This window comes from Marinobacterium marinum (assembly GCF_013868415.1).
Taxonomy (GTDB): domain Bacteria; phylum Pseudomonadota; class Gammaproteobacteria; order Pseudomonadales; family Balneatricaceae; genus Marinobacterium; species Marinobacterium marinum.
The window spans coordinates 48,297-70,111 of record NZ_JACEMT010000036.1; the positions used below are offsets into that span (position 1 = coordinate 48,297).

The following is a 21,815-nucleotide window of genomic DNA, read 5'->3' on the forward strand; positions in this document are numbered from 1 at the left end:
GACTTTCTACTCCAACCTCATGTGTGATTTGATCACATTAATAATACCTTCCTGTTCCGACTTTTCCAATGCTGCATAAATTGGGAGACACAAAATTCTACTTGCTATATTTTTTGAGTATGGCTGCATTTCCTTTTGGTCTAAAAACTCAACTATTTCCAATGATGGAAAAAAGTATCGACGCGCCAGAATCCCATTATCTTTGAGCAGGTCTGCTACCCGCACTACCTCCTGCTCTGACTTGAACACTATCGGGAAGTAGGCGGCGTTGTAGGACAGATCGTCACTACGCTTTTGCAATTGCACCAAACCTGCCAGCTCTCGCGCATAGCGCTCCCAAATAGTGTGTCGCGCATTCAAATTGGCTTCAATTTCATCCAGCACACACAAGCCCATCGCGGCCTGCAGCTCATTCATTTTGGCGTTAATGCCCAGCTCTTCTATACATTCCGGCCCTGTAATGCCGAAGTTAATCATCTTCTTCGCCCGCTCAAGCTCTTCCTTGTGCTTGAAGATAATGGCCCCGCCCTCACCTGTGTGAAACAGCTTTGTTGCGTGAAAACTCAGGGTTGCGGCATCACCATGCTTGAGCAGGCTTTCACCCTTGTATTTCACACCGAAAGCGTGAGAGGCGTCGTAGATCACTTTCAGTTTGTACTTCTGGGCAATAGCCTCAATCGCCTCTACATCACAGGCATTACCAAAAACGTGTACGGGAACAATCGCACGAGTATTCGGTGTAATAGCCGCCTCAATGTTGTCCGGGTTTAGGCACCAGGTATTCGGGTCTATGTCTGCAAATACTGGTTGTACCCCATCCCACTTCAAAGAACTGGCGGTGGCGATAAAAGTAAACGGGGTAGTGATCGCCTCAGGCTGTGCGCTAGGTGCTGCATCGCTCACGCCCAAAGCACGATAGGCAATTTGCAGAGCCAAAGTGCCATTGGAAACAAGCAGCAGGTTTTCAACACCCAAATAGTCTTCCAAGCGTTTTGTAAGCTCTTGTACCAACTGACCGTTATTGGTCAGCCATTGACGTTCGTAAATGCCATCAATGTATTTATCGAGCTTTTCTCGACTGGGGAAGTATGGCTTAGTTACTGGAATCATGCTTTTTCACCCGCCAAGGCCAACAGGTACTGGCCATAACCATTCTTGCTTAACGCCTTGCCTTCCTCGATAAGCTTGTCTTTTGTTAGCCAACCATTGCTGAAGCCGATCTCTTCCAGACATGCGACCTTGTAGCCTTGACGCTTTTCGATGGTTTCAACAAACTGCGCGGCTTCCAGCAGACTTTCATGGGTGCCGGTATCCAGCCAGGCAAAGCCACGCCCCAGCAGCTCCACATTCAAATCGCCGCGTTCAAGGTAAGCCTGGTTGACGCTGGTAATTTCCAGCTCGCCACGGTGTGAGGGTTTCACCTGCTTGGCAATTTCCACGACATCGTTGTCGTAGAAATAGAGGCCGGTCACGGCATAGTTGGACTTGGGCTGTTCGGGCTTTTCTTCAATGGAGATCGCTTTGTTGTTTTCATCAAAAGCGACCACACCAAAGCGCTCCGGGTCTTTCACCTGATAGCCGAATACGGTGGCGCCGGACGTGCGGGCAGCTGCCTGTTTCAGCTTGGGCGAGAAGCCCTGACCGTAAAAGATGTTATCGCCCAGTACCAGGCAGACGCTGTCATCACCGATAAACTCTTCACCAATGATAAAGGCCTGCGCCAGACCGTCCGGGCTGGGCTGTTCGGCGTAGCTGAGTTGAATACCGAAGTTGCTGCCATCGCCCAGCAGTTTTTCAAAGTTGGGCAGGTCTTCGGGGGTGGAGATGATCAGGATGTCACGGATACCGGCCAGCATCAGTACCGAGAGCGGGTAATAGATCATCGGCTTGTCGTAGATGGGCAGCAGCTGCTTGGACACGCCTTTGGTGATCGGATACAAACGGGTGCCGGAACCACCGGCGAGGATAATGCCTTTCATGGTCTGTCCTTGTAACTGAAACTGTTGTAATCAGAGCTGCCCAAGGCGCTCACGCTGGTAGGTGCCATCCTGTACACGGCGGCACCATTCCAGGTTGTCGAGATACCACTGTACGGTTTTGCGGATACCTGACTCGAAGGTTTCTGCCGGTTTCCAACCCAGTTCGCGCTGTATTTTGCTGGCGTCAATCGCGTAGCGGCGGTCGTGGCCGGGGCGGTCTTGTACGTGCGTGATCAGGTCACGGTAGCGGGTTTCAGCCGGGGCCAGTTCCTGCAGAATATCGCAGATGGTGTGGACCACTTCGATGTTCTGCTTTTCGTTATGGCCGCCGATGTTGTAGGTTTCGCCTAATTTGCCTTCGGTGACGACCTTATACAGTGCACGAGCATGGTCTTCCACATAGAGCCAGTCGCGGATCTGGTCGCCATTGCCATAGATCGGCAGCGGCTTGCCTTCCAGCGCATTGAGGATCATCAACGGTACCAGCTTTTCCGGGAAGTGATACGGCCCGTAGTTGTTGGAGCAGTTTGTGACCAGCACCGGGAAACCATAGGTGCGCATCCAGGCACGTACCAAGTGGTCCGAGCTGGCTTTGCTTGCAGAGTATGGGCTGCTGGGTGCGTAGGCGGTAGTTTCGGTGAACAAGTGCTGGGTTGCATCATCCGCCTCTGCCGGGTGCGGCAGGTCGCCGTAGACCTCGTCGGTGCTGATATGGTGGAAGCGAAACGCCTGTTTGCGTGTATCGTCCAGCCCTTGCCAATAGCTGCGAGCGACTTCCAGCAAGGTGTAGGTGCCAACGATGTTGGTTTCAATAAACGCAGCCGGGCCATCGATGGAGCGGTCTACATGGCTTTCTGCGGCCAGATGCATGATGGCATCGGGCTGATGCTCAGCAAATACTCGCTCCAGCTCGGTGCGGTTGCAGATATCGACCTGCTCGAAGGCGTAGCGGTCAGAGCTGTCGACTTCACGCAGGTTTTCCAGGTTGCCTGCATAGGTGAGCTTGTCGACGTTGACGACGCTGTCCTGAGTGTTTTGGATGATGTGGCGGATAACCGCCGAACCGATAAAGCCGGCACCGCCGGTTATGAGGAGTTTCATAATGGGTGTTTACCTTTGGGCGAGCTACTGGGTAGCTTTTTGTAACCTGAACGTATTGGTTGGGTAGGTCATCGCCTGCAAGCAGGCTCCCACAGTAGTGGTATCTACACGTTAATCACTACCAAACAGGTCCCGCGTATACACATTGGCGGCGACATCTTCCAGCACATCCGCCTGGCGGTTGGCGATAATCACATCGCTGATCTGCTTGAACTCATCCAGATCGCGGATCACGCGGGAGTTGTAGAAGCTATCGGCATCAAGTACCGGTTCATACACTACCACCTCTACCCCTTTGGCCTTGATCCGCTTCATCACGCCCTGAATTGCCGAGGCGCGGAAATTGTCGGAGCCGGATTTCATCACCAGCCGGTAGATGCCGACTACCTTGGGGTTACGCTTCAGGATGGATTCGGCAATGAAGTCCTTGCGGGTGGTGTTGGAGTCGACAATGGCGCGGATCAGGTTGCTAGGTACGTTGGCGTAGTTGGCCAACAGTTGTTTAGTGTCTTTGGGCAAGCAGTAACCGCCGTAGCCAAAGCTGGGGTTGTTGTAGTGCATGCCGATGCGCGAGTCCAGCCCGACGCCTTGGATGATTTGACGGCTGTCGAGGCCATGGCTTTCAGCGTAAGTGTCCAATTCATTAAAGTAGGCGACACGCATTGCTAGGTATGTGTTGGCGAAGAGTTTGATCGCTTCAGCTTCAGCGCTGTCGGTAAACAGGGTAGGCACGTCCTGTTTGGTCGCGCCTTGCTGTAGCAAGGCGGCGAAGGTTTGCGCCCTTTCAGACTGCTCACCGACGATGATGCGCGAGGGATAGAGATTGTCATACAGTGCCTTGCCTTCACGCAGAAACTCCGGTGAGAACAAAATGTTGTCGCTGCCGAACTTTTCCCTGACGCTTTGGGTATAGCCAACCGGCACAGTGGATTTGATCACCATGATGGCACGTGGGTTTATCGTTAGTACGTCTTTGATTACGGCTTCGACACTTTGGGTGTTGAAGAAATTGGTGTCGGGGTCGTAATCGGTGGGGGTGGCGATGATAACGAAATCAGCGTTAGCGTAGGCGCTCTGTTTGTCGGTTGTGGCCGTCAGATTAAGCGGCTTGCCGGCCAGGTAGTTTTCTATCTCGGCATCTTCAATCGGTGAGCGACGCGCGTTGATCAGGTCAACCTTAGCTTGCACGATGTCCAGTGCGATCACGTTGTTGTGCTGGGCCAGGAGTACAGCGTTGGACAGGCCCACGTAGCCGGTACCTGCGATAGTGATGTTCATATTCAACTTTGAATCAATTCCTTAACGCTATTCACTGTACACACGACCAATTCGCTATCCCGGCGACTCTCCACATTCAACCTCAACAACGGCTCGGTATTCGACCCACGAATATTCATCCGCCAGTCTGTAAACTCCATGCTTAATCCGTCCGTTTCATCGATTAACGGACTCTGATCCTCAAAGTGTGCTTTCACCTTCCGGATGCAGGCTTTCACGTCCGCTACCTTGAAGTTGATTTCACCACTGCACGGGTAGGCCTGCTGGCGTTCGTGAATCAGTTGCGAGAGTGTTTTTTTCTCGGTGCTGATCAGCTCGGCCACCAACAACCAAGGGATCATGCCGCTGTCACAGTAGGCAAAGTCACGGAAGTAGTGGTGCGCGCTCATTTCGCCGCCGTAGATGGCGTTTTCCTTGCGCATGCGCTCTTTGATGAAGGCATGGCCGGTTTTGCTCTGGATCGCCTGGCCATCGTATTGTTTGCAGATGTCGATGGTGTTCCAGGTCAGGCGTGGGTCGTGAATGATCTTTTCACCGGGGTGTTTCTTCAGGAAGGCTTCGGCCAGCAAGCCGACAATGTAGTAGCCTTCGATGAATTGGCCCTGTTCGTCAAACAGGAAGCAGCGATCAAAGTCGCCATCCCAAGCGATACCCATATCGGCCTGATGTTCGATAACAGCTTGGGCTGTAGCGTCACGGTTTTCTACCAGTAGCGGGTTGGGTATACCGTTGGGGAATGTCGGGTCAGGCTGGTGGTGTACTTTGATAAAGATGATCGGAACACCACGTTGCTGTAGCTCGGATTCCAACGCATCGATTACTGGCCCAGCGGCTCCGTTACCGGCATTGACGACCAGCTTCAAAGGCTTGAGCTGTTGCAGGTCAATGTAGGTCAGCAGGTGCTGCAGGTACGCCTGTCGCAGATTCAGTTGGCTGAGCTGACCTATATGTTCTGGCGTGGTGAAGGCTTGTTGTTCGGCCAGCTGCTGTATCTCTTTCAGGCCGCTATCGCCGCTGATCGGCTGGGCATCGCGTTTGACCAGCTTCATGCCGTTAAAGTCGATGGGGTTGTGGCTGGCGGTAACTTCGATGCCGCCGTCTACATCCAGATGGAATGCGGCAAAGTACACTTCTTCAGTGCCTGTCATTCCCAGATCGATGACATCACAACCGGCATCTATGATGCCCTGTGCCAGGGCCTGCTTGAGTGCTTCACTGGTGGCACGTACATCGCCACCGACCACAACTTTTTTCGCATTCAGGTATTGGGCATAGGCACGGCCAATACGGTAGGCGATGGTTTCGTTGAGTTCAGTGCCCAGTTGGCCACGGATGTCGTAGGCTTTGAAGCAGGTGAGTTGGGTCATGCTGTAACCTGGTTATTCCTTGATATACAAACCTGAATAAGCCCTTTGCAGGGCGGCTTTAAGTGCTTTCTTGACAACGCGATCCCCATGCACCAACCGTATTTCACTCGGTCTATGCTTCATGCCCTTCACAAAACTAACCAGTCCCTGCTGATCGGCATGGGCCGAGTAGCCGCCTATGGTTTCAACACCCGCCCGGATGGTGTATCGCTCGCCATCCAGTTCCACATAACCACCTTTGGGGCCGTACTGCTGTATGGCTCGTCCGGGCGTACCTTCCGCCTGATAACCGACAAACAGCACATCATGGCGTTTATCGCCCAGCATCGCTTTCAGGTAATTCACGATACGTCCGGCGTTACACATGCCGCTGCCGGCAATCACAATTGCGGGCCTGCCTGAACGCGCCAGGTGGTGGACCATTTTCAGGTGTTCATCATGGCTGTCTACCGTTAGCAAAGTATCGAACGCCAGCGGTTTACGGCCCTGCCTCAAGCGGGCATGTGCCTCTTCATCCCAGAAGGGCTGCAGTTCACGGTAGACCGCCGTGAATTTTGAAGCCAGGGGCGAGTCCAGAATCACCGGCAAGTCATCCTGCCCCTTCAGCAGCTCTTCCAGTTCATACAGCAGTTCCTGAGTGCGTCCGATACTGAAGGCCGGTATCAGTACCGTCCCCCGGTTCAGCAAGGCTCGGTCGATAGCGGCCTTCAAACGGTGCTTTCGGGTGGCACGGCTTTCGTGGTTGCGGTCGCCATAGGTACTTTCAAGCACCAGGACATCGGCCCGCTGCGGCGGCCGAGGCGCGGGTAACAGCGGTGTATGGCTGGCCCCTAAATCACCCGAGAAAACGATCCGGGTACTGTTTTTGTACTTTAATGAACTTCCACTGAACTCGGCAGTCACTTGACTCAAGGCAGGGACAGTTTTTGATGCTGGCCGGGTAACGCTCTCTATATCCACTTCTACATAGGCAGAGCCCAGGATATGCCCTGCGCGCTGTAATCGAACTCGCACTCTCTGCTCAGGCGTTTCAAGCAGAGTAAACCAGTGCTTGTACGGCAAGGCGACAAGACGCGATTCTATCCGTGACAGGTAACGCTCAACCAGAGCCCTGTCACGGCTGATACCCAGCTTGAAAGCATCTTCCAGCACCAGCGGCAGCAGTCGAGCCGAAGGTTGAGAGCAGATGATCGGGCCATCAAAGCCTGCGGCCAACAGCCAGGGAATACGCCCCACATGGTCAATATGCACATGGGTGGCAATCAGTGCGATGACGCCACTGATATCAAAATCAATCTGATGGCGGTCGTGCGTATTCTCGTCACCTGCTTCGCTGCCCTGAAACAGGCCGCAGTCAACCAGCAGACTCGTGTTATCGCTGACGTGCAACTGATGACAGGAGCCGGTTACGCCGTTGCGAGCTCCATGATGCTCAATCTTCATTCGGGCAGGTCCTTTGCCGATTCAGGACGCTGAGAATACCGGTACAAGCCAAACGGCACGGCACAGAAGGGCCGGATAAACCGCTTCAGACACGCTACCGCCCGGAGGTTACATTTCGGGCAATCCTCAACACCCCTGTTTGCCGATTGTCAGTCAATATCGCCCAAGCCATGGCTTTTATTTCAGCGGCGACTCAAATGATATTGACTCTCATTAATAACGCCGTTAATATGCGTGCGTCGAACCTTATCACTTCTTATATGGTTTCATAAGCTAGACAATAGCACTAAGCTGTTGTAATTAAGCGTCACCTAACATTTCTTCCAACTCTACATGCCAGTCCGGCTGAGCAATGCCAAATACCGTCATCATGCGTTCACACGATAATACCGAATTGGCAGGCCGGCGCGCCGGTGTCGGGTAGTCTTGAGTCGTAATGGCATTGAGCCTCGGGATAGCCTGAATCAGCCCTTGCCGATGGGCCTGTTCGAATATGGCAGCCGCGAACCCGTGCCAGGTGGTCGCCGGAGCGCCACTGAAGTGATAAACACCCCAGGGCAGTGTTTTTTGAGTCTGATACTGCAGGGCCATGGCCCACAGGGCCGCTGCAATACTGGCTGCCCCCGTTGGCCCACCTGACTGGTCAGCCACCACTCCCAGCACATCCCGCTCACGCGCCAGACGTACCATGGTTTTCACAAAGTTGTGGCCAAAACGGCCAAACACCCAACTGGTACGCATGATGATGTGCTGTGGACAGGTCGCTTCCAGTGCACGCTCACCGGCCAGCTTGCTGGCACCGTATACGCTGGCGGGACAGGGGGTATCCGTTTCACGGTAGGCCTGCCGGGCCATGCCATCAAATACGTAATCGGTCGAGATATGTAGCACGGGGATACCCGCCGCAGCGGCCGCCTGTGCCAGGTTCCGGATGCCTGTTTCATTCACGGCATAGGCACGTTCCGGCTCCGACTCGGCCTTATCAACAGCGGTATAGGCCGCCGCATTGATGATCAGTGCGGGCTGACGAACCTCCACGGCAGCCTGAACCGCTTCCAGCCGCGTGATGTCCAGCTCGTCAGACCCGACGCCTACCGCCTCTACACTCTCTGGCGCAAGGCGCAACAATTCCTGCCCCACCTGTCCACGGGCACCCGTAATCAAAACACGCATGATTTACCCCTGTGCCAGCAGTGCTTTCAAGGTCAGGTTGACTTGATCCTTGGCCGAAAGCTGTGGCTCATCAATCGGCCATTCAATACCAATATCGGGATCATTCCAGAGCAGCCCACCTTCATCTTCCGGGTGGTAGTAATCGGTACACTTGTACTGGAAATCGGCAATATCACTCAGCACACAAAAGCCGTGCGCATAGCCGGGCGGAACCCACAGCTGGCGATGGTTTTCATCGGTTAGCTCGACGCCCACATATTGTCCGCAGGTAGGCGACTCGGGGTTGATATCAACCGCCACGTCATACACCGCGCCACGGCTGCAGCTCACCAGCTTGCCCTGGGGGCGGGTTTTCTGGAAGTGCAGACCTCTCAATACCCCCTTCTGTGAGCGGGAATGGTTATCCTGCACGAACGGCAGCGTAATACCGGCTTCGCGATAACGCTCCAACTGGAAGGTTTCCTTAAAAAAACCGCGATGATCGCCAAATACGGTCGGTTCGATGATCAGTACGCCCGGCAATCGGGTTTCGATAACGTTCATTGCATCTCCTGTTGCAACAGGCGCTTCAGGTATTGTCCGTAACCGGTCTTGCTCAGCGCCTGAGCTTGTTGTTCCAGCCTGGTCGCGCTCAGCCAGCCCTGACGGTAGGCAATCTCCTCCAGACAGGCGACCTTTAACCCTTGGCGAGCTTCCACCGTATGGACAAAGTGGCTGGCTTCCATCAGCGAATCGTGAGTGCCTGTATCCAGCCAGGCAAAACCACGCCCCAACAGGCTGACATTGAGATCACCGCGCTGAAGGTAGGCATTGTTCACATCGGTAATTTCCAGTTCGCCTCGATGCGATGGTTTGACCTGCCGGGCAATTTCAATCACATCGTTGTCATAGAAGTAGAGGCCTGTGACGGCATAGCTCGATTTGGGGTGGGTCGGTTTTTCTTCGATCGACAGCGCCTTGCCCTGCTGATTAAATTCCACCACACCGAACCGCTCGGGATCGTTTACATGGTATCCGAATACGGTTGCACCTTTGTGTCGCTCAGCGGCGGCGCGCAACATGCCGGTAAAACCATCGCCATAGAAAATATTGTCGCCCAGAATCAGGCACACCGAGTCGGTGCCGATAAAATCCTCACCAATAATGAATGCCTGAGCCAGGCCATCCGGCGAAGGCTGTTCGGCGTAGCTGAGTTCAACGCCGAACTCGCTGCCATCGCCCAGAAGTTTGCGAAAGTTGGGCAGATCTTCCGGCGTGGAAATGATCAATACTTCCCGTATACCCGCCAGCATCAACACCGACAGGGGGTAGTAAATCATCGGCTTGTCGTAAATCGGCAGCAACTGCTTGGAGACACCACGCGTGATGGGATGCAAACGCGTGCCTGAACCTCCCGCCAAGACTATTCCTTTCATGGATCACCTCAATAACAAAAAACAGGAGACATCAATGAGCCGTTTCGCTCTTGTCGCCCAATCGACCCAAACGGTAGTCTCCGCTTAGCACTCGCTGCCACCACTCAGGGTTGTCCAGATACCATTGCACTGTTTTGCGAATACCGGTTTCAAACGACTCCTCAGGCACCCAATCCAGTTCACGCTGGATTTTACTCGCATCAATGGCATAGCGCACATCATGCCCCGGACGGTCCTTCACAAACGTAATCAGATCACGGTAGTGGACGACACCCTGTGTGGAAGCCCCCTTTGCAATCGCGCAAGACCCCGGCGGCGCCATCTCCTGCAGCAACTCACACAGGGTTTCAACCACCTCAAGATTGCGCTTCTCGTTATGGCCACCGATGTTGTAGGTCTCCCCTACTTGGCCCCGAGTCGCAACAGTCACCAGCGCTCGTGCATGATCATCCACATACAGCCAGTCCCGAACCTGGCCACCATCGCCATACACCGGCAATGGCTGCCCCGACAACGCATTCAAAATCATGTGCGGTATCAGCTTTTCGGGGAAGTGGTAAGGGCCGTAGTTATTGGAGCAATTGGTAATCAGCGTCGGCAGCCCGTAGGTCCGCTGCCAGGCGCGTACCAGGTGGTCTGAACTGGCCTTGGATGCCGAGTAGGGTGAACTGGGCGCGTAAGAGGTTGTTTCCGTAAACAGGTCGTCGGTGCCTTCAAGGTCACCGTATACTTCATCCGTCGATATATGATGAAACCGAAAGGCGGACTGCTGCTCAGACGACAGTTTGGACCAGTAACGGCGGGCTGCCTCCAGCAGAGTGTAAGTCCCCACGATGTTGGTCGCGATGAAATCGGCCGGGCCGTCAATCGAACGGTCAACATGGCTTTCTGCCGCCAAATGCATCACGTGCGTTGGCTGAAAGTCGGCAAAAATCCCGTCCAGTGCTTCCGCATCCACAATATCGGCCTGATAGAAACGATATCGGGGCGAGTCTTCCACCGACGTTAACGATTCCAGGTTGCCTGCGTAGGTCAACTTATCCAGGTTAGCCACGTCGGCCCGGGTATTTGCTATCAAATGGCGTACAACAGCCGAGCCGATGAAACCGGCGCCACCGGTAATCAGAATTCGCATATCTCCCCTTACTCTTGTTCCGATACCGGGTAATGCCCCAGCAGCAGTTGTTCATAGTCGTGCAGTATATGCGGCCAGGTAAAGCATTGTTGAAACCGGGCACGACTGGCAGTTTTCAGATCTGTAAGTTGTTGTTCATTGTCCAGCAAGCGGTCAAACAGGTCGACGCAGTCCGCTTCCGTTTTGAAATAGACCGCGCCCGCGCCCGCCACCCAGCGGTTAAACGGGTTATCCTGGGCAATCACGGCACACCCCGCCCCCAGCGCTTCAACCAGTGACGGATTGGTCCCGCCAACCTTATGCCCGTGCAAATACAGGCGCGCATGAAAGCGCAAGGCCTGAACCGTCGGGGCTGAATAGATCGCCCCCGGGAACAGGACCTCATCAGATGCGGCGTCCAGCACTTCTCGGTGCAACGGCACAATATCCGGGTAAAAACTGCCCAGCACGACCAGGGTATGCTGGCGCGGTTTCCGGCTGAACGCACGCACGATCTCCAGCGATGAATTTTCAGGCTCGGGACGTGCAATCACCACCGAAAACCGCCCGGGCAGCAGTCCGTAAGGCTCCAGCAGTGCGGCATCGGCTGCCGTCACTTCTTCGGCCCCATACGGCAGCATGGTGATTTTGCGTTCGGGTGCGCAGGTCATCAAATGCTGTTTGATTTCCGGGTGGTCGGCCACCAGATGATTCGCCGTTCTGCAGGCCACACGTTCATTCAGACGCAGCCAGAGCTTGGCCATCACACCCCATTTTTCGCGCTTCCACTCCAAACCATCCATATTGATGATATTGGTCTGCCCGACCAGTCGCTGCAGCACATTGAAGCAGGCCGTGTTATAACCCAGCGTCAGAAAGATGCCCGGCTCGGACAGAGCGTGTCTGGTTGCCTTCCAATCAAAAAGGATGGTACCGGCAGCCCCTGCCGTTTTGACCGGAACATGGACAAGACGCACGCCTTGCCATTCGCTTTCATATATCGCGCCCCGGCCCTCTTCCTGGCAATACACGGTCACCTGCCAGCCCCGTCCCACCAGGTACACCGACAGTTTTTCGGCAAAGGTTTCAAAACCGCCATGCCGTGCCGGTATGCCACGAGTCCCCAGAATGGCCAGATGCTTTATCCCTTCATGCCTCATACAAACACTTCATTCCGGTAAAAAGATGTGATGGCTTCATTAAACCGGGATGGCAGAAAATCGTGCGCGCGCCGGTACGCCCTGTCGGACATCTGCTGATAGAAGGCCCTATCCTCGGCCAGCTCGACAAGATGCCGCTCGATAGTGTCAAGATCATAGCAGGACAGTCGGTAGCCTTCCTCACCCTGTGTAATCAGCTCAACGGGCCCTCCCACCGGGGGCACTATCACCGGCAGGCCGTGTGACATGGCCTCGACAATGGTAAGGCCGAAAGATTCGATCCATTCATCAGACCGGGACAGATTCAGCAAAACAGAGGCCTGATCATAGAAAGATGACAATTCGCTTTGACGTGCGTGGACACTCAGGTTATCCGGCAATGCCCGACCCGCAAAATAGTGCTCGACCTCCGCCTCATCAGCGTTCAACACCAGCACAAAACGCACGGCCTTTTTGCCGGCGTCCGACCGGTCATGAAAACGGTGAGCCAGATGCAGGTATTCATCCACCCCCTTGTACTTTTTCAGCGAGCAAACCATCAGGATATCAAACTGATCGGCCGGGCGCGGTACTCTGGCGGCCGGCAGTGTATCCAGCGCGTTGTAGATCACGCAGCTCGGCTTGCCTGCAACGGCTTCCACTCGAGCCAGATACTGGCTGACGAAAATAACATGTCGCGCTGTCAGACGAATAAACGCACGCAGGATTTTCTTGAGCAACGGCGGTTTGATCGATGTTTCATGCACGTGATACACCACCCGCTTCCGCATGACCCAGCCTGCCAAAGCCGCCCCAAAGGGCATCATGGTATTGACGTGAAAGACCACGTCTTTTCGAATGTAGGCCAGGCACTGGAAGAACAGCAGCACCTGTGACACCAGATACCAAAAGAGTGTCAGCAGCTTGTTTTCCGAGCGACGATAAAACAGCCCCCTGCGCCGACCGGGGACATCATCCAGAAACCCGCCGGAGTGACGACTGGTCAGTGTCTCCACCTCTAGCCCTGCTGCGTGCAGCGCCTTAATCGCTTGCAGCAACACCTTGGGGCTTCCACTACGATCATTGTATAGATGGATAAACACAACCGAGTTCATTAATCAATTTCGCACATCAGATTCAAGGATGCCCGCATCCGTGTTGCGGGCACTGCTGACAGTGTATTCGGCAGTTCCGATACCCCCCGAACATACCCTCAAACACTCACTGTTGTCGCCTATTCGCGCCACCCGCACACATGCAGCAATGACGGGCTTTACAACGACAGGACCAACTGCTGACAAAAGTATACAAGTGTAGCAGTTTTTCCTTAACCAGGCTTTACTCAAGCCGCTGTATTCTCGGGACGATGTCCCCCTGTGACTCGAATTCGGCCCCGAACGTTCAATCCGATATACTGCCTCTCTTCAACCGCTCTTTCCAACCGCTTAATCGGGACCCTGTGATGACTGATCGCCTGACAATTACCCGCCCTGATGACTGGCACCTTCACCTGCGTGACGGTGATGTGCTGCAGCATGTTGTACCGGCCACCGCCAACCAGATGCACCGCGCTATCGTAATGCCGAACCTGCGGCCACCGGTCACCAATGCCGAGCAGGCCATGGCCTACCGCGAGCGCATTCTGGCCGCCGCCCCCGAAGGCAGCCGGTTCGATCCGCTGATGACGCTTTATCTGACCGACAACACCACACCGGACATGATTGCGGCTGCAAAAGCCACAGGCAAGGTTGCGGCCGTCAAGCTCTACCCGGCAGGCGCCACCACCAACTCGGACTCAGGCGTAACGGATCTGGGCAAACTGGATGAAATCTGTGCTGCGCTGGCAGCGGCTGGCATGCCCCTGCTGGTACATGGCGAAGTGACCCACCAACACGTGGATATATTCGACCGTGAGAAGCAGTTCCTTGACGAGATTCTGACCCCGCTGGCCGGTCGCCACCCGAATATGAAAATGGTGGTCGAGCACATCACGACTCGGGACGCCGCCGAATTCGTCAACGCCCACGGTGATAACGTGGGTGCCACCATCACCGTGCAACACCTGGCGTTCAACCGTAACCACATGCTGGTTGGCGGCATCCGCCCCCATCTGTTCTGCCTGCCGATTCTGAAACGCAACGTACACCAGCAGGCGCTGCAGGATGCCGTGGTCAGCGGCAGCAAGAAGTTTTTCCTGGGAACCGATTCGGCCCCACACGCCAAAGGCGCCAAGGAAAGTGCTTGCGGCTGCGCCGGGTGCTACAGCGCTTACGCCGCCATCGAACTCTATGCCGAGATTTTTGAAGACCTGGACGCACTGGACAAGCTGGAAGGCTTTGCCAGCCACCACGGTGCCGATTTCTACGGTTTGCCACGCAACAGTGACAGCATTACGCTGGTAAAAGAGGCTTGGCAGGTACCGGCCGAAATGCCGTTTGGCGAAGACATCATCGTTCCCTTGCGTGCCGGTGAAACGCTGCGCTGGAAACTGGAGAGCTGAGCCTCCGAACCGTCACAAACACGACTTATCATGATCCACAAGGGAACTGGTATTAATAAAAGCTATCGAGTCGTTAGGTTTTATTAATTTACAAAATATAAGCGGCAACGCTAGTATAGAACCGTTTCCAAGCGATCCACTCACTCGAGTCAAGGAGATATACACCAATGGGTATCGTGAATACTGAGATCAAACCGTTTCAGGCTACCGCTTTCAAACAGGGTGAATTCGTAGAAATCACCGAAGCGGACGTAAAAGGCAAGTGGGCTGTGTTCTTCTTCTACCCGGCAGACTTCACCTTCGTTTGCCCGACCGAGCTGGGCGACGTTGCTGACAAGTACGAAGAACTGCAGAAAATGGGCGTTGAAGTGTTCTCCGTGTCGACCGACACTCACTTCACCCACAAGGCATGGCACGACACGTCTGACACCATCGGCAAGATCAACTACTTCATGGTAGGCGACCAGACCGGCACTATCACCAACAACTTCGGTGTTATGCGCGAAGGCCAGGGCCTGGCTGACCGTGCTACCTTCCTGATCGACCCGCAGGGTGTGATCCAGGCGGTTGAAATCACTGCTGAAGGCATTGGCCGTGACGCTGACGACCTGCTGCGCAAGATCAAGGCTGCCCAGTACGTAGCCGCTCACCCGGGTGAAGTATGCCCGGCGAAATGGAAAGAAGGCGAAGCGACTCTGGCTCCGTCTCTGGACCTGGTTGGCAAGATCTAAGATCTGACCAACGCCCCGCCGGTTGGCACTGACCGGCGGGGATCGGCCTCCTTCGGGAGGTTTTTTTATGCCTGTGGCTTACTGCGCCGCGCCAATACGCAACGGTCGATCTTGTCGCGAATCTCATCGGGACGACGCACATAGTCAAAACGCACCTGATTGTTTCCGCGCCCGGCCACGACCAGGCTGGCATGTCCCAACAAACGCCCCAGCACATTTTGTTCAAGTGACACACCATCCACGCTGAGCAGGTACAGCTGGTCAACCTTACGCCCCAATACACCGGTATGCGCCAGTACGCGCTGACCGGTCAGACGGTAGCGCCGACTCCATTCCGTGAGCAACTGACGTATGGCACTCAACCCTACCCAGGCCGCTACCAGCCCCAGCACAGCGGCAACCCAGGTCGCCGGAATGCCCGCGCCCTCCCACAAGAAGCGCGTCGCCAGCGTGCGGTATTCTTCGACCAGCCACCAACTATCCCAGAAAGGTACATCAGACAGCGCCCACAGCGTCAGCCAGACAAGCACCAGAGCGATTATCAGATCCCGCACCCCCTGACTGAATGCCATCGGGGAACGCTTGATCTCAAGCAGTACTTTTTCGGTTGGTAACATGAGTGAATCCTTCATGGCCGTGTATTTTCAGCGCGGCATTGTACAGGTTTAAGGTGTAGAACACCTGACAACCGGACACGATACGACGGCGCTTCGGGATGATCGTCGTACCGCGACCGGAAGGCCCTGGGTCAGTTACCAAGCATGATGGCCACCCAGCGGGTCGACGGGCTTTGCTCCAGTGCTATTTTGGCTATCATGGTCAAGGGTATCGACAGGAACATGCCCGCGGGACCAAACATCCACCCCCAGACCATCAAGGACAGGAACACCACCAGCGGCGACAGTCCCAGCCCTGAGCCCATATAACGCGGCTCCAACACATTACCCATCAGCAGGTTGACGGCAATGTAACCCAGCGCCACCAGCGCCGCATCCGGCAGGCCCAACTGTACAATCGCCAGCAGTACCGCAGGTACCGCCGCAATGATCGAACCCACGGTCGGAATGAAGTTCATCAGCGCCGCGACCAAACCCCAGAGGGGGGCGAAGTCCACACCCAGAATCCACAGCCACAAGGTAACCAGGAAACCGGTGCCCACGCTGACCGTGGTTTTGATCACCAGATACTTGTTGACCTTGCGTACAAAATCACCGCCCTGCTGCATCGAATGCTCGGCATTGGGCAACGCCTTGTGCAGCTTGTCTCCCAGCAGGGTGGCTTCCATCAGCAGGAAAATCACCACGAAGATGATCAGCATCAAATCGGTCAACAAACCACCCAGATTGGTCAGGGCATTGCCCGCCAACCGCATCACTGATCCCGGATTGAAATGGTTCAGGAGCTGTTCCTGCGTCACCGGCAGGCCCAGGCGCTCCAGATTCGGCAACAGTTTAATGACTTCGTCCTGCAGCCGTTCCTGATAGATTGGCAGCCTGAGCGTAAAGGTATCAATGGCGGACCCGACAAACAGCATCAGTACCCAGCTGAACACCATCAGGCCCAACACAAGCAACATGACCGCCAGCCAGGGCGGTACACGGTGGGAGGTCATCCAGGCCAGTGGCGGCGCACAGATAATGGCAATGAAAATAGCCAGTAACATGGGGACAACAACGGCTTCGGCAATCTTGAGCCCCCCCAGAATAATCATCAAAGAGGCCAGTCCGACCAGCCATTTGAAACCGGCGGACAAAGTGGCAGAGTTAGAATCGAGCATGCGCGCTCCTGTCGTGCGGATATGGGCGAGTCATCAGACCGTTTCGTCGGCCTTGAAATGGATTTCCAGCATTCCCCTCTGTTCGTCGCTCAAGCTCATGGCACGACCGTTGGCAAAGTCATACCGCACCATGAACGCCTTGCCACGCGCCGCCAGCTTTTCGTCCTGCCAAGCTTCCTGCAATACCGTGAAGGAACTGTTACCGATCTTGCTGACAAAGGTACGCACCTCGACATCGCGGCCGTAAAACAGCTCGCCCAGGTAATCCACCTCGATGCGTGCCATGATCAGCTGCCATTTTTTCATGTCCAGGTCAGGCGTAAAGATGCGGAAAAGGTCGTTACGTGCCGCCTCGAACCACTGTGGCACCCGTGTGTTATTGATATGCCCCAATCCATCGGTGTCATAGAAAGCGGGGGTAAGGGTATATTGATACATCAGACTGTTCCTGTCGCCGAAATCAGCCGTCGAGTATACCAGCGAACGCCCGTATCAGGTCCAGCCTTGCTCCTGTGCCTTACAGGGCCGGTACTTTGAAGCGAAGATCCTTGAACTGCAGTACCACACTCCTCGGAATGATCGCCTCGACTCTCAAACCGGGGCGGACAAAATCACCTTCTCGTAAAACACGTCCCTGATATTTGACCATTCTGGAGCCGGGAACATCCGAATAGATATGCACGGTAAATCGGATATCCCGCAGCTCTCGCTGCTGTGCAGCCGGCAGTTGCCGCAAGTAGGGCAGGTGCGCAAAGGGATCAACCGGAACCGCAGCGCCCGGTTCCGATTCTCTCGACATGTCTGCAGATTTGGGCTCCGCAGCAACTGCAGCTGGCTCGGCCACTTCAGGGGGTGGCGCGGGCACCGGACGCACAGGTTCGGGGGCCTCCTTGCGAATGGCTATTTTCACCCCACTCAGATCCGGTACCGAGGCAGACTCTCCTGCCGGTGGCTGCACACTCGCGTCTACAGGCTCCGTTGCTGCCGGTGCCTGAACCTCAGGGGCGGGAGGAAACCAGAACCAGTACAGCAACAAGCTTAATAACATCACCAGAACAACACGCCCCAGCCAGCGGACAAGACCCGTTTTGTCAGCCGCCGCAGTCACCGGCGGAACAACGGGTTCGACGGGAGACTGGGCGGTACGGCGCTGCTCGGCGGAGGCCTTGAGCGCTTCATGAATATAGGACATGACTGCCTCCTAACCGCTCAACCGTGGCAGGTCCGTCCGCACCTGGTTGTTGAGCCGTATCAGTGTCAGGGGACCGGCAATGCCATCGGTTGTCAGCCCCTGCTGCTGCTGAAACGCCTTGACCTTCAGAAACACCTCGGCATCGTACCGTGTCTTGGCCGGTGCGTTGATCCGACCGCCCCGCTGACGGTTCAGCTGCTCGGCCAGCCAGGCCACGCCTTCTCCCTGCGCACCCGGCCACAGCGGTTGGCGATACCCCGGTGGCGGCTGCCATAACAGCGTGAACTGTCCGCCCCACAACTGCTGCAATACGGCACGGGAAAGCCTGCGCTGTTCGGCGTTAACGGTTATCTCTGCCGAGTCCGGCGTCAGGGCGGTCAACAGTGCGGCATAGGGCGTACCTCCAGGCCTCAACGTGATTACGGCAGGACGATCCAGCCGGTCCAACAAGGTCAGGTCGCCCTCCAGCGTCAGGCATCCCAACCCTTGGCGCTCCGCAAAGTCACATACCACAGGCTCCAGGCGCGGGTCATATTCCCGTTGCCAGTATTGAAACAGCCCCACAAACGCCTGTACCTGTGCCAGATCCAAATCAGCAGGCGCCGGCCAGGCGTCGAGACGCTCCCAGCGATTGACGACCTCCTCCCTATCAGGCGCCACCTCAGGTCCTCTGTCGGTGGGGGGCGGCTCAGATGCCGGACTGACACTCGGGCTTACGCTGCTCAAAACAGGAACAGGATCAGCTACCGCCGCAGCAACCTCATTCACGGGCGCCAGCTTTTCCCAGGGAAACAGCTGGGCACGCAACGCCCGTCGTTCAGCGTCCGTCAGCACCGATACCGGTTCGGGCCGCGCCTGCCCCGGCAGCCATGAGGGCCACTCCCACTGCCCGGCAAACAGCATGGATGCCGCCAGCCCTGCGCCCCACCCCAGCAGACCAACCAGCAAGGCCGGTAGCAGCCAAACGTAAAGCGAGCGGGAACGCTGCAGCGTCTGATTCGGGGTATCAACCTGCCCCAATACCTCACGCGCCGCCTTCTCAAGCGTATGCACACTGACCTCGTTACGGGTTTGCACATAGGTCCCCAGCAGGGCCCGATCACAGATCTGATTGACGACCCTCGGCAACCCGCCCGACAGCCGGTACAGGTATTTCAGTGTTGCCGGGGGAAAGACCGGACGGCGTAGCCCCGCGACCTGCAAACGATGGTGGATGTAGTGCGGCAGGTCGGATTCGGATAAGGGGCCCAAGTGAAAACGAGCACTGATGCGCTGTGACAGTTGGCGTAAATCATCCTGGGCCAGACGCGCCAGCAATTCTGGCTGCCCGATCAAGACCACCTTGAGCAGCTTGGCGTCACTGGTTTCCAGGTTGGTCAGCAAACGCAACTGCTCCAGCGACTCGAATGGCAACTGCTGGGCTTCATCAATGATCAGCAGGGTACTGCGCCCCGCCCCGTACTGTTGCAACAGATAACGGTAGATACGGTCACACAGCGCCTTCATGGAAGGCTCAGTCGTACCGGGCGGATTCAAACCGAGTTCGTCACACACCGACTGCAGTAGTTCCAGTGGCTGCAGGTGAGGATTAAGGATCAAAGCGAAATCGGTCGTGTCAGGCAACTGCTCAATCAAGCGCCGCGACAAGGTCGTTTTTCCGGTGCCGACCTCGCCGGTCAACAGAATAAATCCTCCATCCGCCTCGATACCATATAACAGATGAGACAAGGCATCTTCATGCTGTTCACTCATATAGAGATAACGCGGATTCGGCGCGATTGAAAAGGGTGGTTCACGCAAACCAAAGTATTCACAGTACATATACATGCCCGCCCGCCGATTGCCAACCTGAGTTAACTATAGTGGCTTTTAGTCGGGACAACAGAGCATTCAGGCTGTAATAATCATGAATCAACATGAATATAATGCAGCATTTCAAACGTTTGATTGATTATTAATACAGCCGCTCTGTGCCAAGTATGACTACAATTTTCATTAGTGTAGCCCAAGCTCTGAACCGGGTTGTAAACCAACCGAGGTGGCACCGATGAATATGACCCACACCAAGGAGCGCCCTTATCCAGAGACGGAACGAGCCCTGCTGATGATCGACCTGTCCAGCCGCCCCCACCCGGAATTGTCCCCGGCGGGGTTTCGAGGCTGGCACTTGCATGTCGCCACCAGTCTGGCGGAAGCGGAAAGCCTGTTGCAGATCGAGCCCTTTATCGTTGGGCTGGCCTGCTTTGACTGGAACGATGATGCCCACAATGAAGCTCTGATCCATTTTTTCCAGCAGCACCATCAGATTGCCTGGATCGCCGCCATCTGGCCCGAACAGCTGCAGGATGTCGGCTTGCGCCGCATGCTGTTCGAGAACTTCTATGACTACTGCTCATTACCGCTGGGCGACAATATGGAGCACTTGTCGATCATTCTGGGGCACGCCTATGGCCTCTACCACCTGCAGCATATCGAAAGCCGCAAGCTGGAAAGCGATGCGCCCTTCGAAATGGTCGGCGCCAGCCCCTTGATGCTGGATATTTTCGAACAAATCCGCAAAGTAGCCAAAACGGATGCCGCCGTACTGATCACCGGCGAAAGCGGCACCGGCAAGGAGCTGATAGCCCGCGCCATTCATCAGCGCTCAAGCCGCCGCAACCATCCGTTTATCCCGGTCAACTGCGGTGCACTGCCGGAAAGCCTGATCCAGTCAGAGCTGTTCGGCTATGAAAAAGGTGCCTTTACGGGAGCCAGCCAGCGCCGCCTGGGACGCATTGAGGCGGCCCACCAGGGCTCACTGTTTCTCGATGAAGTCGGTGACCTGGCAGCCAACCTGCAGGCACACCTGCTGCGTTTCCTGCAGGAAGGAACTATCGAGCGCCTGGGCTCCAATCAAAGTCTGGAAATTAATACTCGCGTTATCGCGGCCACCAATATCGATCTGGAGACCGCTGTAAAAGAAGGACGCTTTCGCGAAGATCTGTTTTACCGGCTCAGCGTCCTGAATATCCGGGTACCGGCTCTGCGTGATCGCGGCGCCGACAAGGAACTGCTGGCCCGCTTCTTCTTTAACAAGTTTGCCAGTGACCACAAGGGACAGCTCAAGGGCTTCACACAAGAAGCCATCAACGCCATCAATCGACATACCTGGCCCGGTAATGTACGCGAGATGATCAACCGCGTCCGGCGCGGCATGATCATGAGCGACAACCACATGATCACCCCTCAAGACCTGAACCTGGAAACCGACTCTCTGCCGCTGACACCCGGAGAAAACCTCAAAACGCTGGAAGAAGCACGCGCCGAAGCAGAGCGCACCGTCATCGAGCATACGCTCTCACAATGCCGGCATAATGTTTCCAAGGCTGCCAAAGTACTGGATGTTTCGCGCGTCACACTCTATCGCATGATTGAAAAACATCACCTGCACCACCACAAGGACTCCACGCCTCACTAAACCTCCATGACTGAGCCGCCCCCGCTCGGTCAGTGTTGCCCCTGGCTTACAATCTATCCCTGCATTGCTCGTAAAAATACCACCAAAGACGACATAACAAATTGATATTATTGAAAACTTCGTTTTATGGTCCAATATCTGCTGGATGC

General features: G+C 55.5%; 20 protein-coding genes. 3 read left to right on the forward strand and 17 right to left on the reverse strand.

Annotated features, from left to right (window positions below):
• Positions 1-6 precede the first annotated feature (6 nt).
• The 12 genes from H1S06_RS04020 to H1S06_RS04075 all read right to left on the reverse strand — a co-directional run bounded on the left by H1S06_RS04020 (position 7) and on the right by H1S06_RS04075 (position 13,112).
• Positions 7-1,110 carry a DegT/DnrJ/EryC1/StrS family aminotransferase gene (locus tag H1S06_RS04020; RefSeq protein WP_181737480.1) on the reverse strand — a complete coding sequence of 368 codons (1,104 nt, stop codon included), beginning with the start codon at positions 1,108-1,110 and terminating at the stop codon, positions 7-9.
• On the reverse strand, positions 1,107-1,979 hold the full coding sequence (gene rfbA, locus H1S06_RS04025) for a glucose-1-phosphate thymidylyltransferase RfbA (RefSeq protein ID WP_181737482.1): 873 nt from the start codon (positions 1,977-1,979) through the stop codon (positions 1,107-1,109). The genes H1S06_RS04020 and rfbA (H1S06_RS04025) overlap by 4 nt, the downstream gene beginning before the upstream one ends.
• A 30-nt stretch (positions 1,980-2,009) precedes the next feature.
• Complete coding sequence (gene rfbB / locus H1S06_RS04030) at positions 2,010-3,080, reverse strand: dTDP-glucose 4,6-dehydratase (protein ID WP_181737484.1); 1,071 nt, start codon at positions 3,078-3,080, stop codon at positions 2,010-2,012.
• Positions 3,081-3,191: 111 nt separating this feature from the next.
• Entirely contained in the window at positions 3,192-4,358 is a 1,167-nt protein-coding gene (locus H1S06_RS04035) for a nucleotide sugar dehydrogenase (protein WP_181737486.1), read from the reverse strand.
• 2 nt (positions 4,359-4,360) lie between these two features.
• The gene (locus H1S06_RS04040; RefSeq protein WP_181737488.1) at positions 4,361-5,725 is read right to left on the reverse strand and encodes a phosphohexomutase domain-containing protein; all 1,365 of its coding nucleotides are present in this window, start codon (positions 5,723-5,725) and stop codon (positions 4,361-4,363) included.
• A gap of 12 nt (positions 5,726-5,737) precedes the next feature.
• Positions 5,738-7,168, reverse strand: a complete 1,431-nt coding sequence (locus H1S06_RS04045; protein WP_181737490.1) for an MBL fold metallo-hydrolase RNA specificity domain-containing protein — start codon at positions 7,166-7,168, stop codon at positions 5,738-5,740.
• Between the two features lie 300 nt (positions 7,169-7,468).
• A complete protein-coding gene (gene rfbD, locus H1S06_RS04050; protein ID WP_181737492.1) occupies positions 7,469-8,341 on the reverse strand; it encodes a dTDP-4-dehydrorhamnose reductase in 873 nt (290 codons plus the stop codon).
• Between the two features lie 3 nt (positions 8,342-8,344).
• Positions 8,345-8,884, reverse strand: coding sequence for a dTDP-4-dehydrorhamnose 3,5-epimerase (gene rfbC, locus H1S06_RS04055; RefSeq protein WP_181737494.1), 540 nt, complete (start codon positions 8,882-8,884; stop codon positions 8,345-8,347).
• Positions 8,881-9,756: a glucose-1-phosphate thymidylyltransferase RfbA gene (gene rfbA / locus H1S06_RS04060; protein ID WP_181737496.1), complete on the reverse strand. Its 876-nt coding sequence runs from the start codon at positions 9,754-9,756 to the stop codon at positions 8,881-8,883. Before rfbA (H1S06_RS04060) ends, rfbC begins: the two co-directional genes overlap by 4 nt.
• A 31-nt stretch (positions 9,757-9,787) precedes the next feature.
• Positions 9,788-10,891 (reverse strand): dTDP-glucose 4,6-dehydratase, encoded by a 1,104-nt coding sequence (gene rfbB / locus H1S06_RS04065; RefSeq protein ID WP_181737498.1) that lies wholly within the window; start codon positions 10,889-10,891, stop codon positions 9,788-9,790.
• Positions 10,892-10,899: 8 nt separating this feature from the next.
• Positions 10,900-12,030, reverse strand: coding sequence for a DUF1972 domain-containing protein (locus H1S06_RS04070; RefSeq protein WP_181737500.1), 1,131 nt, complete (start codon positions 12,028-12,030; stop codon positions 10,900-10,902).
• Complete coding sequence (locus H1S06_RS04075; protein WP_220183758.1) at positions 12,027-13,112, reverse strand: glycosyltransferase family 4 protein; 1,086 nt, start codon at positions 13,110-13,112, stop codon at positions 12,027-12,029. Before H1S06_RS04075 ends, H1S06_RS04070 begins: the two co-directional genes overlap by 4 nt.
• A 359-nt stretch (positions 13,113-13,471) precedes the next feature.
• Here H1S06_RS04075 and pyrC point away from each other — a divergent pair, with 359 nt between their 5' ends.
• Complete coding sequence (pyrC, locus tag H1S06_RS04080) at positions 13,472-14,509, forward strand: dihydroorotase (protein WP_181737503.1); 1,038 nt, start codon at positions 13,472-13,474, stop codon at positions 14,507-14,509.
• Positions 14,510-14,682: 173 nt separating this feature from the next.
• Positions 14,683-15,240: an alkyl hydroperoxide reductase subunit C gene (gene ahpC, locus H1S06_RS04085; RefSeq protein ID WP_456085592.1), complete on the forward strand. Its 558-nt coding sequence runs from the start codon at positions 14,683-14,685 to the stop codon at positions 15,238-15,240.
• A 65-nt stretch (positions 15,241-15,305) separates the two neighbouring features.
• Here ahpC and H1S06_RS04090 read toward each other — a convergent pair whose 3' ends face one another.
• The 5 genes from H1S06_RS04090 to H1S06_RS04110 form a co-directional block, all read right to left on the reverse strand.
• Positions 15,306-15,857 (reverse strand): PH domain-containing protein, encoded by a 552-nt coding sequence (locus H1S06_RS04090; RefSeq protein ID WP_181737507.1) that lies wholly within the window; start codon positions 15,855-15,857, stop codon positions 15,306-15,308.
• A 131-nt stretch (positions 15,858-15,988) separates the two neighbouring features.
• Entirely contained in the window at positions 15,989-17,017 is a 1,029-nt protein-coding gene (locus H1S06_RS04095) for an AI-2E family transporter (protein ID WP_181737510.1), read from the reverse strand.
• 33 nt (positions 17,018-17,050) lie between these two features.
• Positions 17,051-17,455, reverse strand: a complete 405-nt coding sequence (locus H1S06_RS04100; RefSeq protein WP_181737512.1) for an acyl-CoA thioesterase — start codon at positions 17,453-17,455, stop codon at positions 17,051-17,053.
• Between the two features lie 79 nt (positions 17,456-17,534).
• A complete protein-coding gene (locus tag H1S06_RS04105; protein WP_181737514.1) occupies positions 17,535-18,209 on the reverse strand; it encodes a general secretion pathway protein GspB in 675 nt (224 codons plus the stop codon).
• A gap of 9 nt (positions 18,210-18,218) precedes the next feature.
• Positions 18,219-19,961 (reverse strand): ExeA family protein, encoded by a 1,743-nt coding sequence (locus H1S06_RS04110; protein ID WP_181737516.1) that lies wholly within the window; start codon positions 19,959-19,961, stop codon positions 18,219-18,221.
• Positions 19,962-20,256: 295 nt separating this feature from the next.
• Between H1S06_RS04110 and H1S06_RS04115 the strand changes: the two genes are divergently transcribed.
• Positions 20,257-21,666: a sigma-54 dependent transcriptional regulator gene (locus H1S06_RS04115; protein ID WP_255482894.1), complete on the forward strand. Its 1,410-nt coding sequence runs from the start codon at positions 20,257-20,259 to the stop codon at positions 21,664-21,666.
• The last annotated feature ends 149 nt before the right edge of the window (positions 21,667-21,815 follow it).